The organism is Streptomyces phaeolivaceus, from assembly GCF_009184865.1.
Lineage (GTDB): Bacteria > Actinomycetota > Actinomycetes > Streptomycetales > Streptomycetaceae > Streptomyces > Streptomyces phaeolivaceus.
In genome coordinates this window covers 6,288,232-6,301,392 of record NZ_CP045096.1, presented here as the reverse complement: position 1 = coordinate 6,301,392, position 13,161 = coordinate 6,288,232, and the positions used below count along the sequence as shown (strand labels likewise).

Sequence of the window (13,161 nt, the reverse complement as noted above, 5' to 3'; positions counted from 1 at the left end):
TGCCACAATCGTCCTCACCACCGAAGCGCGTCGGAGGACTTGGAGAAGACGATGGACGGATCCGTGGAGGCCGGCACCGCCGCACCCGCGTCGAGGCCCTTGCGGAGGCTGGGGTTTCTGACCATCGGGCTGTTCGACGAGGCCGACCCGCGCCGGGGCCACGAGTCGACGCTGGAGATCATCGAACTCGGCGAACGGCTCGGCTTCGACAGCGCGTGGCTGCGCCACCGTCATCTCCAGTACGGCATCTCCTCGCCCGTCGCGGTCCTGGCGGCGGCCTCGCAGCGCACCAGCCGTATCGAACTGGGCACCGCCGTCATCCCGTTGGGCTGGGAGAACCCGCTGCGGCTCGCCGAGGACCTGGCCACGGTCGACCTCCTGTCCGGAGGCCGGATCAACCCGGGGGTCAGCGTCGGACCACCGATGCACTACGACACCGTCAAGTCGGCGCTCTACCCGGACACCGCCGACGCGGAGGACTTCGGCTTCGCACGCGTCCGGCGGCTCCTCGGCTTCGTCCGGGGCGAGGCGGCCACCGACTTCAGCGGCACCGAGGGTTTCGAGGTGTTCTCCGACCGGGTCCAGCCGCACTCCCCCGGGCTGGGCGGCCGTATGTGGTACGGCGGCGGCAGCCTGCGCTCGGCGCGCTGGGCCGGGGAGAACGGTATGAACTTCCTGACCAGCAGCGTGGTGAAGGCGGAGGGACCGGAGGCGGTGGACGGCGCCGCCGAGGCCGTGGACTTCGCCGGGGTCCAGCTCGCCCACGTCCGGGAGTTCCGGGCGCACCACCCCGACGGGGAGCGGGCCCGGGTCTCGCAGGGGCTGGTCGTCATCCCCACGGACTCGGCGACGCCGGAGCAGCGCGCCAAGTACGAGGCGTACGCGGCGAAGCGGCTGCCGCGGACGGCCGCGCCGCAGGGGCCGGGGCGGCTTCTCTTCGCGCCCGATCTGGTGGGGACGTCCGCGGAGATCGCCGAGCGGTTGCGCGCGCATGTCGCGTTCCGCGAGATCGACGAGGTCGCGTTCGCGCTGCCGTTCACCTTCGAACACGAGGACTATGTCCAGATCCTGACGGACATCGCGACGAAGCTGGGGCCGGAGCTGGGGTGGTCCCCGGCCGGCGGTGGTTGAGCGCGGATGAACTCGGGGGTGCGGCTTTCGTCGGCGGGTGCGGGTGCGTGGGGCTTCTCGCGCAGTTCCCCGCGCCCCTAAAGGACCAGGCCCCTGCGGGCCTGAAAAGCCAGGGGCGCAGCCCCGGCTTTTCAGGGGCGCGGGGAACTGCGCGAGAAGCTTCACCGGACCCGCACCCGGCAGACGAACCCCAGACACCCCCCACCAGAAGCCGCCCCCACCAGAACCCGCATGGCAGGATCGACCGTGCCATGACTGCACCCACGAAACCCCAGAGCAGCCCAGCCACCGCAACCCCCACTCCCGCCCCCACGCCCACCGCCACCGCCCTGCACACCCCGGTGATCTCCTGGTTCGAGACGCACGCCCGTGATCTGCCCTGGCGGCGCCCGGAGGCCGGCCCCTGGGGGGTGATGGTCAGCGAGTTCATGCTCCAGCAGACCCCGGTCAACCGCGTACTCCCCGTCTACGAACAGTGGTTGGCGCGCTGGCCCCGCCCCGCGGACCTCGCGAAGGAACCACCGGGCGAGGCCGTCCGCGCCTGGGGCCGCCTCGGCTACCCGCGTCGCGCGCTACGGCTGCACGGCGCGGCGGTCGCCATAACGGAACGGCACGGCGGGGACGTACCCCGGGAGCACGCGCAGCTGCTCGCACTGCCGGGCATCGGCGAGTACACGGCCGCGGCGGTGGCGTCGTTCGCGTACGGGCAACGGCACGCCGTGCTCGACACGAACGTGCGCCGGGTGTTCGCCCGCGCGGTCAGCGGTACGCAGTACCCGCCGAACGCGACCACGGCCGCCGAGCGGAAGCTCGCCCGCGCCCTGCTGCCCGAGGACGAGGGGACGGCGTCCCGCTGGGCCGCCGCGTCGATGGAGCTGGGCGCACTGGTGTGCACGGCGAAGAACGAGACGTGCGGGCACTGTCCGATCGCCGGGCAGTGCGCGTGGCGGCTGGCCGGGAAGCCCGCGCACGAGGGTCCGGCGCGGCGCGCCCAGACGTACGCCGGTACCGACCGTCAGGTCCGCGGCAAGCTCCTCGCCGTCCTGCGGGAGGCGATCGCGCCCGTGCCGCAGGCGGTTCTGGACCGGGTGTGGGACGAGCCGGTGCAACGCGCCCGCGCCCTCGACGGGCTGGTCTCCGACGGGCTGGTGGAGCCCCTCCCGGGCGGTCTCTACCGCCTCCCTCTCACCTGACGGCAATCACGGCCCCCTCATCGCCGAGCCATCACCGCAACACAAGTCCCCGTGCCACCCGGCGGGGTAAATCGCCTCATACCCACCCCAAAGCAGGGCCTGCTTTACCCCGTCCCTACTTCCGTTACACAACCGACGGACAGCCGAGCGTTCTCCGCAGGCTGCCTCGGACGTCCCCGTGACAACCCCTCCGTAACTTCATGGACGTACCGCAGGAACCCGCGAAACGAACCAGCGGATCCGGCGGGACGAGCGACATGAAGCGATACGAAGCGGCGGACAACCGGCGGAGCGCGCGGGGAGCGCGGGCGCCGGAAACGGGGAACGGAGGCGGTTGATCATGGCGCACGGCGAGGTGCTCGAATTCGAGGAGTACGTCCGTACCCGGCAGGACGCGCTGCTGCGCAGCGCCCGCCGGCTCGTCCCGGATCCGGTGGACGCCCAGGATCTGCTGCAGACGGCGCTGGCCCGGACGTACGGCCGCTGGGACGGCATCGCGGACAAGCGGCTCGCGGACGCCTATCTGCGCCGGGTCATGATCAACACGCGTACGGAGTGGTGGCGGGCCCGGAAGCTGGAGGAGGTCCCGACCGAGCAGCTGCCGGACGCCTGCGTCGACGACTCCACCGAGCAGCACGCGGACCGCGCCCTCCTGATGGACATCATGAAGGTGCTGGCTCCCAAGCAGCGCAGTGTCGTGGTGCTGCGACACTGGGAGCAGATGTCCACGGAGGAGACGGCCGCCGCCCTCGGCATGTCGGCCGGCACGGTCAAGAGCACGCTGCACCGCGCGCTGGCCCGGCTCCGTGAGGAGCTGGAGTCACGGGACATCGATGAGCGCGCCGCCCGTGCGCTCGAAGCGAGCGAGGAGCAGGAGCGTTGCGCGGCCTGAGCACAGCGGCCGGTCCGGGCCCAGGGGCCGGGCAGGTCACGAAGGCGGTGATCACGGCGGTGGCCGTGCTCGCCGCCCTCGGTCTTTCCGTCTCCGCCTGCGGCACCGGCGGTACCGGCGCCCGCGACGAGGGGCCGGCCGACAGCGACTCCCTGGCGGCGGGCGCGGCCTCGCCGTCCGCCTCCGCGTCGGCCGACGGCGCCCGTGACGGCGATCACCCTAGCGTCGACGACATCGTCCGGATGGTCCGCGCGGACCCGGAGGTCAGCAAGACGGTCAAGAGCGACCTCAAGCCGTGTGTGGCCGACGAGTACCCGGTGGACGTGACGTACGGGGATCTGACCGGTGGTTCGTCCGACGACCTCGTGGTCAATGTGATGACCTGCGCGGACGCCGTCGGTGTGGCCTCGTACGTGTACCGCGCGGAGAAGGGCGGCTACCGGAGCGTGTTCCTGTCCGAACAGCCGCCGGTCTACGCGGAGATCGACCGGGGCGACCTCCTGGTCACCCGGCAGCTGTACGAGAATGGCGACCCGTCCTCGTATCCGTCCAGCGAGGAAGTCACCACCTACCGCTGGATCAAGGACGCCTTCGTCCAGCGGTCCAGCACCCGTACCGAGTACAGCACGGCCGCGGGCGGCGCGGAGTCGGCGACGCCCGAGCAGAGCTGACGCCCACGCGCACCACCCCCGTACCGGCCCCGTACCGGCCCACCCGACCGAGAGCGAGCGAGATCACCGGATGGCAGAGCAGACCCATGTCCTGTTCGTCGAGGACGACGACGTCATCCGCGAGGCCACCCAACTCGCCCTGGAGCGGGACGGTTTCGCGGTCACGGCGATGCCCGACGGACTCTCGGGGCTGGAGGCGTTCCGCGCGGACCGGCCCGACATCGCGCTCCTCGACGTCATGGTTCCGGGCCTGGACGGGGTCTCCCTGTGCCGCCGTATCCGTGACGAGTCGACCGTCCCCGTGATCATGCTCTCCGCGCGCGCCGACTCCATCGACGTGGTGCTGGGCCTGGAGGCGGGCGCCGACGACTACGTGACCAAGCCGTTCGACGGTGCCGTCCTGGTCGCCCGGATCCGCGCGGTGCTGCGCCGCTTCGGACACGCGAGCGGCGACACCAAGGCCGAGGAGGCCGGGGCCGCGAGCACCGGCGGGGTGCTCACCTTCGGCGAGTTCGGCGAACTGGTGATCGACACCGTGGGCATGGAGGTACGGAAGTCCGGGGAGCCGGTGGCGCTGACGCCGACCGAGATGCGGCTGCTGCTGGAGTTCTCCTCCGCGCCCGGTACGGTCCTCTCCCGCGACAAGCTGCTCGAACGCGTCTGGGACTACGGCTGGGGCGGCGACACCCGGGTCGTGGACGTCCATGTCCAGCGGCTGCGCGCGAAGATCGGCCAGGACCGGATCGAGACGGTCCGCGGCTTCGGCTACAAGCTCAAGGCCTGAGCGGGCGGGGCGACGACATGAACATGAGCATGAGGGGGATACGGGGGCGGCGGGAGCCGGAGCGTCCGGGCGCCGCGGGCGCCACGGGCCTCGGTGCGGCCACCGGCACCGGTACGACCACCGGCACCGGCCCAGGTACGGCCGACGGCACGGGAACCGCCGCCGGCCGGCGGTCCGGCGCGGGGCCCGCCTCGGGCATCCGTACCGGTCTGCGCTGGCAGTTGAGCGCGGCGATCGCCCTGGTCGGCGCGCTGGTGGCGCTCGCACTGAGCCTGGTCGTGCACAACGCGGCCCGTGTGTCGATGCTCGACAACTCGCGCGACCTCGCCGACGAGCGCATCCAGGTCGCCCAGCGCATGTACGAGTCGGGCCGCCCCCTGAAGTCCGGCGCCTTCGGGGTGAAGATCGACGACCCCGAGATCCCGAGCGACCTGCTGACCAAGGTCAGGGAGGGCCGCAGGGCCACCTATGTGTCCGAGGGCGAGAACGGGGTGCCCGACATCTGGGCGGCGGTCCCGCTGAAGGACAAGCGCGTCCTGTCCCTGCACACCGACTTCACCGACCACAGCTCCGCGGTGATGCGGGACCTCGACCAGGCCCTGCTGATCGGCTCGATCGCGGTGGTCTTCGGCGGCTCGGCCCTCGGGGTGCTCATCGGCGGCCAGATGTCCCGCCGGCTGCGCAAGGCGGCGGCTGCCGCGCACGAAGTGGCCAAGGGCGAGTCCGACGTACGGGTGCAGGACGCGATCGGCGGTGTCGTCCACGACGAGACGGCCGAACTGGCGCGGGCCGTGGACGCCATGGCCGACACCCTGCGGCAGCGCATCGAGGCGGAGCGCCGGGTGACGGCGGACATCGCGCACGAGCTGCGCACCCCGGTGACGGGCCTGCTGACGGCGGCGGAGCTGCTGCCGCCGGGCCGCCCCTCCGAACTGGTCCGCGACCGGGCCCAGGCGATGCGCACGCTCGTCGAGGACGTCCTGGAGGTGGCCCGGCTCGACGGGGCGTCCGAGCGGGCCGAGTTGCAGGACATCATGCTGGGCGAGTTCGTGGCCCGGCGGGTGGCGGCGAAGGACGCGGACGCGCGCGTGCAGATCGTGCACGAGTCGGCGGTCACCACGGACCCCCGCCGCCTCGAACGCGTCCTGCTGAACCTGCTGGCCAACGCGGCGAAGCACGGCAGACCGCCGATCGAGGTGTCCGTCGAGGGCCGGGTGATCCGGGTCCGCGACCATGGTCCCGGGTTCCCGGAGGATCTGCTCGCGGACGGGCCCCGCCGCTTCCGGACGGGCGCGTCCGACCGGGCCGGCCAGGGGCACGGCCTCGGGCTCACCATCGCCGCCGGGCAGGCGCGTGTCCTGGGCGCCCGCCTCACGTTCCGCAACGTCCGCCCGCCAGGCTCGCCGGACGACGTCCCCGCCGAGGGCGCGGTGGCCGTCCTCTGGCTCCCGGAACACGCCCCCACGAACACGGGCAGCTACCCGATGCTGCCGCTGACCAACGAGGCGTGAGGGTAGCCGGGGGGCCGGTTGTTCGGCTGCGGGTGCGTGGGACTTCTCGCGCAGTTCCCCGTGCCCCTGAAAGACCAGGCCCCGTGCCCCTGAAAGACCGAGCCCCGCAGGCCTGAAAGACCGAGCCCTGCGGGCCTGAAAGACGGCGGGGCCGCAGGCCTGGGGCCGACGGGGCTGCGGGCCTGAGAAGCGCGGGGCGCAGCCCGTGCTTTTCAGGGGCGCGGGGAACTGCGCGAGAAGCCCCACCGGACCCGCACCCGCCGACACCCCGACACCCCCACCCCCTCACGCACGCACCATCTCCTCCGCCGACGCCTTACCGGAGGCATCCCCCACAGAAGACCCCCCGGCCCCCCGCAACGGCACCTCCTTCACAAACACCGCAGCCACCAACGCCACCACGGAAACAACCGCCCCCAACAAGAACGCCGAGTGCGTCCCGGAAGCCACCGCGTACTGATACGCCTCCCGAGCCGCCGCAGGCAACTTCGCCAGACTCGCCGCGTCCAGCTGCGCCGACCGCTCGGTCACGGCGGAGCCCAACGCCCCGGCCCGCTCGGCCATCACATCCTGGACGCGGCTGTTGAACAGCGCCCCCATGATCGCGACCCCGAACGACGACCCCAGCGTCCGCGCCAGCGTGGTCGTGGACGACGCGACCCCCATGTCCTTCATCTCGACGCTGTTCTGCGCCACCAGCATGGTGATCTGCATCAGACACCCCATACCGGCACCCAGCACCGCCATGAACACCCCGGACGTCACCCGGCTCGTCCCGGTGTCCATCTGCGCCAGCAGGAACAGCCCCACGATCATCAGGACACTGCCGACGATCGGGAAGGCCTTGTAACGGCCGCTCCCCGTGGTCACCCGCCCGGCCACCATCGACACCGCGAGCATCGCCCCCAGCATCGGCAGCAGCAACAGCCCGGAGTTGGTCGCGGACGCGCCCTGCACGGACTGCTGGTACAGCGGCAGGAACAGCACCGCGCCGAACATCACGAACCCGGTGAAGAACCCGATCACGGACATCAGCGTGAAGTTCCGGCTGCGGAAGATGTGCAGCGGGATCACCGGCTCCGCCACCCGCTTCTGCACGAACAGGAATCCGACCAGCGAGGCCACCCCGAGCGCGATCAGCTCCATGACGACGGCCGACCCCCAGGCGTACTCGGTCCCGCCCCACGTCGTGACCAGCACGATCGCCGTGATGCCGACGGTGAGGAGCGCCGCGCCCAGATAGTCGATGTCCCGCGCCGACCGCCCGTCCCGCGACGGCTTCGGCAGATGCAGTACGGCACTGACTGCGAGCAGCGCCACGACCCCGAGCGGCAGGTTGATGTAGAAGGACCAGCGCCAGCCCCAGTGGTCGGTGATGGATCCGCCCACCAGCGGCCCGGCGATCATCGCGAGGGCCATCACACCGGCCATCAGCCCCTGGTACTTGCCGCGCTCGCGCGGCGGTATCAGGTCGCCGATGATCGCCATGACGCCGACCATCAGCCCGCCGGCGCCGAGCCCCTGCACCGCGCGGAACCCGATGAGCTGGCCCATGTCCTGGGCCATCCCGCTCAGCGCCGACCCGATCAGGAAGATCACGATCGAGGTCATGAAGACCCGCTTGCGGCCGTAGAGGTCGCCGAGCTTGCCCCAGATCGGAGTGGAGGCGGCGGTCGCGAGGGTGTACGCGGTGACGACCCACGACAGGTGTTCGAGCCCGCCCAGCTCGCCCACGATCGTCGGCATCGCGGTACCGATGATCATGTTGTCGAGCATCGCCAGCAGCATGGCGATCATGAGCGCGAGCAGCACCACCCGCACACTGCGCGGCTTCGGCCCGTCCGTCTCGGCCCCACCACTCACCGCTCCCGCTTCGCCCACTTCGCTCACTTCGTTCTTGTTCTCCGCATCCATCGCGGCCCTCCACTCCCCCCGGAGCTTCCGTGCACTTACTTGCCGACCGGCTAGTTGTCTACACTCAGGGAAGCTAGGTCCCTAACTAGCCGGGCGTCAAGTAGGTTCAACGGGCTTGGCCGAGCCTTGACCGACCCGGGCCATCCGTGACGGCGAGGAGTACGAGGATGAGCGGCACGACAGAGGGCACGACGCCGAAGCGGCGGCGCCGCGGCGACACCCGTCAGCGCATCCAGGACGTCGCCCTCGAACTCTTCGCCGAACAGGGATACGAGAAGACCTCACTGCGGGAGATCGCCGAACGCCTGGAAGTGACGAAGGCGGCGCTCTACTACCACTTCAAGACCAAGGAAGACATCCTCATCGGGCTCTTCCAGGACCTGCAGCGCCCGATCGACGAGCTGATCGAATGGGCCGGCGCCCAGCCCCGCACACTCGACACCAAGCGGGAGATCCTGCGTCGCTACAGCGTGGCCCTGGCGGACGTGGCCCCCCTCTTCCGCTTCATGCAGGAGAACCAGGCGACGGTCCGCGAGCTGAGCGTCGGCGAGACCTTCAAGGACCGCATGATCCGCATGATCGACACGATCAAGGAGCCGGAGGCCGCCCTGACCGACCAGGTCCGCTGCATGAGCGCGCTGTTCACCATGCACGCCGGGATGTTCGTCCTCAGGGACGTCGAAGGCGACCCCGAGGAGAAGCGCTTGGCCGTCCTGGAGGTCGCGATCGACCTGGTGACCCAGGCACACACAGGCGCCCAGAGCTCTTGAAAGCTGTCGTATCCGGGTAAAACCTCAAAGCTTTCGGGGACCTCCCGAGCACGCGCACGAGGAGGCCCGGACCGGATGAACGCCGACGACTACGCCCGGATGACCGACGAGGAACGCGCCGCGTTCCTCCGCAGACGCCATGTCGTCGCCCTCGCCGGCACCGCGGCGGTCGGGGTACTGATGATCATCTTGATGATCGTCCTCAACGACTACTACGCCGACACCCCGATGTGCGGCACGGGCCAGGACTACGGCCCGTGCTGACCTCGCAGGGTCCGACTCAGACCGTGATGCCCTTGGTCCGCAGGAAGGCGACCGGGTCGACGGCGGAGCCGTAGTTGGCGGTCGTACGGATCTCGAAGTGCAGGTGCGGCCCGCTGGAGTTACCGGTGTTGCCGGAGAAGGCTATGCGCTGCCCGGTCTTCACGACCTGCCCGGCCTTCACGTTCACCTTCGAGAGGTGGGCGTACTGCGAGAAGGTGCCGTTGCCGTGCTTGATGACGACCGCGTTGCCGTACGCGGGACCGTCACCAGCGCCGTTGCCGCCGGCCTTCACGACGGTGCCGCCGTGCGCGGCGACGACGGCCGTACCGCTCTTGACGGCGAAGTCCTGCCCGCTGTGCTTGGCGGACCACATGTTGCCGGCCTGCGCGAAGCTGGCGCTCAGCTTGTAGCCCTTCACCGGGCTGACCCAGGAGGTGGCCTTCTTGGCCTTCTTCTTGGCGGCGACGGTCTGGACGGAGGTGGCGGTATCGGCGCTCACGGCCTGAGGACCACCGGCGGCGGCCGCGACCCCGGCTCCCAGCACACCCGAGACCCCCACCCCGGCGGCCATCAGGGCGGCCCGGACACGGAGCTGGGACATACGGGTGCGGGGAGTGCGAACACGCTGCGACATGGAGAACCTCACGGGGAACGGAGACAAGGACTGTGCCTCGACGGACACGAATCCCACCCGGCGCACATCAGCTGCCGCCGAATGGGACAACCCTTGGTACCCCCCGGCCCCGAATCGCCTCAAATGTGTGACCTACGAAGAAACCTCGTATCTCATCCGAAACACATCCCTTCCTTGACACTCACCCCCAAACCTTCCCCCACCTGCACACCACCCCCCGAATCCCCCAACCCAAGCCCTAAAAGTCCGTTTTGCCCGCCACCCCTCACCCACTATTCCACCTAGTACCGGACAAATGACCTGTGCGGCACGTCACCGGCCCCCTGTAAAGAAGAACTCCGCATGTGACGCCGACAACGAGGCCCGCGTCACTCGGAACACACAGAAAAAAGAGAGCTGCCCCGGGACCGAAGTCCCGGGGCAGCCCCTTCGTGTGCTCAGGTCGAGCGCGGTGGTTACGCGTCCTTGCTCAGGTTCGGACCCGCGCCGCCGGCCGCCTGCTCGATCGGCGGGACGTCCGGCAGCGCCGACTTCTCCTCACCCCGGAAGGTGAAGATGGCCGCGTCGCCCTCGCCCTCGGTGTCCACGACCACGATGTGGCCGGGGCGCAGCTCGCCGAAGAGGATCTTCTCGGAGAGGGTGTCCTCCACCTCGCGCTGGATGGTCCGGCGCAGCGGCCGGGCGCCCAGGACGGGGTCGTAACCCTTCTTGGACAGCAGCTCCTTCGCGGACTGGGAGAGCTCGATGCCCATGTCCCGGTCCTTGAGGCGCTCGTCGACCTTGCCGATCATCAGGTCGACGATCCGCAGGATGTCCTCCTGCGTGAGCTGCGGGAAGACGACGACGTCGTCGACACGGTTGAGGAACTCGGGCCGGAAGTGCTGCTTGAGCTCGTCCGAGACCTTGTTCTTCATGCGCTCGTAGTTGGTCTTCTTGTCGCCCGAGGCCGCGAAGCCCAGGTTGAAGCCCTTGGAGATGTCCCGGGTGCCGAGGTTGGTCGTCATGATGATGACCGTGTTCTTGAAGTCCACGACCCGGCCCTGGGAGTCGGTCAGCCGACCGTCCTCCAGGATCTGCAGAAGGCTGTTGAAGATGTCCGGGTGGGCCTTCTCGACCTCGTCGAAGAGGACGACGGAGAACGGCTTGCGGCGGACCTTCTCGGTCAGCTGGCCGCCCTCTTCGTAGCCCACGTAACCGGGGGGCGAACCGAAGAGACGCGAGACCGTGTGCTTCTCGCTGAACTCCGACATGTCGAGGGAGATCAGCGCGTCCTCGTCACCGAAGAGGAACTCGGCGAGGGCCTTGGACAGCTCGGTCTTACCGACACCGGACGGGCCCGCGAAGATGAACGAACCACCGGGACGCTTCGGGTCCTTCAGACCGGCGCGCGTACGGCGGATCGCCTTCGACAGCGCCTTGACGGCGTCGACCTGGCCGATGACCCGCTTGTGGAGCTCGTCCTCCATGCGCAGCAGACGCGAGGACTCCTCCTCGGTCAGCTTGAAGACCGGGATGCCGGTGGCGGTCGCGAGGACCTCGGCGATCAGCTCGCCGTCCACCTCGGCGACGACGTCCATGTCGCCGGCCTTCCACTCCTTCTCCCGCTTGGCCTTCGCGGCGAGCAGCTGCTTCTCCTTGTCACGGAGGGAAGCCGCCTTCTCGAAGTCCTGGGAGTCGATGGCCGACTCCTTGTCCCTGCGCACGCCGGCGATCTTCTCGTCGAACTCGCGGAGGTCCGGCGGCGCGGTCATCCGGCGGATACGCATCCGGGAACCGGCCTCGTCGATCAGGTCGATCGCCTTGTCCGGCAGGAAGCGGTCCGAGATGTACCGGTCGGCGAGCGTCGCCGCCTGCACCAGGGCCTCGTCCGTGATCGAGACGCGGTGGTGCGCCTCGTACCGGTCACGCAGACCCTTGAGGATCTCGATGGTGTGCGGGAGCGAGGGCTCGGCGACCTGGATGGGCTGGAAGCGGCGCTCCAGCGCGGCGTCCTTCTCCAGGTGCTTGCGGTACTCGTCCAGCGTGGTGGCGCCGATGGTCTGCAGCTCACCGCGGGCCAGCATCGGCTTCAGGATCGAGGCGGCGTCGATGGCGCCCTCGGCGGCACCCGCACCGACCAGCGTGTGCAGCTCGTCGATGAACAGGATGATGTCGCCGCGGGTGCGGATCTCCTTGAGGACCTTCTTCAGGCGCTCCTCGAAGTCACCGCGGTAGCGGGAGCCGGCGACCAGCGCGCCGAGGTCGAGGGTGTAGAGGTGCTTGTCCTTGAGGGTCTCGGGCACCTCGCCCTTGACGATGGCCTGCGCGAGGCCTTCGACGACGGCCGTCTTGCCGACGCCGGGCTCACCGATCAGGACCGGGTTGTTCTTGGTACGGCGGGACAGCACCTGCATGACCCGCTCGATCTCCTTCTCGCGCCCGATGACCGGGTCGAGCTTGGACTCACGAGCGGCCTGGGTGAGGTTCCGGCCGAACTGGTCGAGGACCAGGGACGTCGAGGGGGTGCCCTCGGCGGGCCCGCCGGCGGTGGCGGTCTCCTTGCCCTGGTAACCGGAGAGCAGCTGGATGACCTGCTGCCGCACCCGGTTGAGATCTGCGCCCAGCTTGACCAGGACCTGGGCGGCGACGCCCTCGCCCTCACGGATCAGGCCGAGCAGGATGTGCTCCGTGCCGATGTAGTTGTGGCCCAGCTGAAGGGCCTCGCGGAGCGACAGCTCCAGGACCTTCTTGGCACGGGGGGTGAAGGGGATGTGCCCGGACGGGGCCTGCTGCCCCTGCCCGATGATCTCCTCCACCTGCTGACGGACCGCCTCGAGCGAAATCCCGAGGCTCTCCAGGGCCTTAGCGGCGACACCCTCACCCTCGTGGATCAGGCCCAGGAGGATGTGCTCGGTGCCGATGTAGTTGTGGTTGAGCATCCGGGCTTCTTCCTGAGCCAGGACGACAACCCGCCGCGCGCGGTCGGTGAACCTCTCGAACATCGTTAATCGCTCCTCAGAGCGGTCAGGCAGTGAGGGGACGCTCCCCTCGCTGTCCTTCCGCAGCTTAGTCCCGCAAGCGGGGACCGCTCATTCCAACTGCCGACACCGTCCTTGGCCTCCTGACCCCGAACGCCGACATCTGCTCCAACCCGATGGTGCGAGACGATGTTCCCGCAGGCCAGGCAGTTACCCCCACCATCAGTACGCCGATGGCGAACGCGAGACGGCCTTTTCTGCGTGTCGCCCCCTCCCACTAGGGATGTCTTACCCGTAGGCACTGACACTCCATGCCGGATGCACCGGTTCCCTCCGCTAAGGGCGAACATCCTTGCGTCGCCGCACATCGCCGAACGCCCCCTTTCCCGATACACCTCGCATCCGAGCCGATACCCAGCGTAACTCCGGGCTTCTTCGCA

At 69.6% G+C, this 13,161-nt stretch carries 11 protein-coding genes; 8 read left to right on the top strand and 3 right to left on the bottom strand.

Annotation, left to right across the window (positions count from 1 at the left end; all coding sequences use genetic code 11):
- Positions 1 to 51: 51 nt before the first annotated feature.
- The 6 genes from F9278_RS29240 (at position 52) to cseC (ending at position 6,182) form a co-directional block, all read left to right on the top strand.
- A complete protein-coding gene (locus tag F9278_RS29240; RefSeq protein ID WP_152170989.1) occupies positions 52 to 1,131 on the top strand; it encodes an LLM class flavin-dependent oxidoreductase in 1,080 nt (359 codons plus the stop codon).
- A gap of 251 nt (positions 1,132 to 1,382) precedes the next feature.
- Positions 1,383 to 2,324 carry an HhH-GPD family protein gene (locus F9278_RS29235; RefSeq protein ID WP_152170988.1) on the top strand — a complete coding sequence of 314 codons (942 nt, stop codon included), beginning with the start codon at positions 1,383 to 1,385 and terminating at the stop codon, positions 2,322 to 2,324.
- 340 nt (positions 2,325 to 2,664) lie between these two features.
- On the top strand, positions 2,665 to 3,216 hold the full coding sequence (locus F9278_RS29230; RefSeq protein ID WP_152170987.1) for a SigE family RNA polymerase sigma factor: 552 nt from the start codon (positions 2,665 to 2,667) through the stop codon (positions 3,214 to 3,216).
- Entirely contained in the window at positions 3,204 to 3,887 is a 684-nt protein-coding gene (locus F9278_RS29225) for a hypothetical protein (protein ID WP_152170986.1), read from the top strand. Before F9278_RS29230 ends, F9278_RS29225 begins: the two co-directional genes overlap by 13 nt.
- A 70-nt stretch (positions 3,888 to 3,957) precedes the next feature.
- Positions 3,958 to 4,671 (top strand): two-component system response regulator CseB, encoded by a 714-nt coding sequence (gene cseB, locus F9278_RS29220; protein WP_152170985.1) that lies wholly within the window; start codon positions 3,958 to 3,960, stop codon positions 4,669 to 4,671.
- 29 nt (positions 4,672 to 4,700) lie between these two features.
- Entirely contained in the window at positions 4,701 to 6,182 is a 1,482-nt protein-coding gene (gene cseC, locus F9278_RS29215; RefSeq protein WP_404818955.1) for a two-component system sensor histidine kinase CseC, read from the top strand.
- A 285-nt stretch (positions 6,183 to 6,467) separates the two neighbouring features.
- Here cseC and F9278_RS29210 read toward each other — a convergent pair whose 3' ends face one another.
- A complete protein-coding gene (locus F9278_RS29210; protein ID WP_152170983.1) occupies positions 6,468 to 8,096 on the bottom strand; it encodes an MDR family MFS transporter in 1,629 nt (542 codons plus the stop codon).
- A gap of 167 nt (positions 8,097 to 8,263) precedes the next feature.
- Between F9278_RS29210 and F9278_RS29205 the strand changes: the two genes are divergently transcribed.
- Together F9278_RS29205 and F9278_RS29200 are read left to right on the top strand one after the other, a co-directional pair.
- Positions 8,264 to 8,866 carry a TetR/AcrR family transcriptional regulator gene (locus F9278_RS29205; RefSeq protein WP_152170982.1) on the top strand — a complete coding sequence of 201 codons (603 nt, stop codon included), beginning with the start codon at positions 8,264 to 8,266 and terminating at the stop codon, positions 8,864 to 8,866.
- 75 nt (positions 8,867 to 8,941) lie between these two features.
- Positions 8,942 to 9,130 carry a hypothetical protein gene (locus F9278_RS29200; RefSeq protein WP_152170981.1) on the top strand — a complete coding sequence of 63 codons (189 nt, stop codon included), beginning with the start codon at positions 8,942 to 8,944 and terminating at the stop codon, positions 9,128 to 9,130.
- 16 nt (positions 9,131 to 9,146) lie between these two features.
- On the opposite strand, the gene F9278_RS29195 is transcribed toward F9278_RS29200, so the two are convergent.
- Both F9278_RS29195 and F9278_RS29190 read right to left on the bottom strand, forming a co-directional pair.
- Positions 9,147 to 9,764: a M23 family metallopeptidase gene (locus tag F9278_RS29195; RefSeq protein ID WP_193241690.1), complete on the bottom strand. Its 618-nt coding sequence runs from the start codon at positions 9,762 to 9,764 to the stop codon at positions 9,147 to 9,149.
- A gap of 455 nt (positions 9,765 to 10,219) precedes the next feature.
- Positions 10,220 to 12,745, bottom strand: a complete 2,526-nt coding sequence (locus F9278_RS29190; protein WP_152170979.1) for an ATP-dependent Clp protease ATP-binding subunit — start codon at positions 12,743 to 12,745, stop codon at positions 10,220 to 10,222.
- Positions 12,746 to 13,161 lie beyond the last annotated feature (416 nt).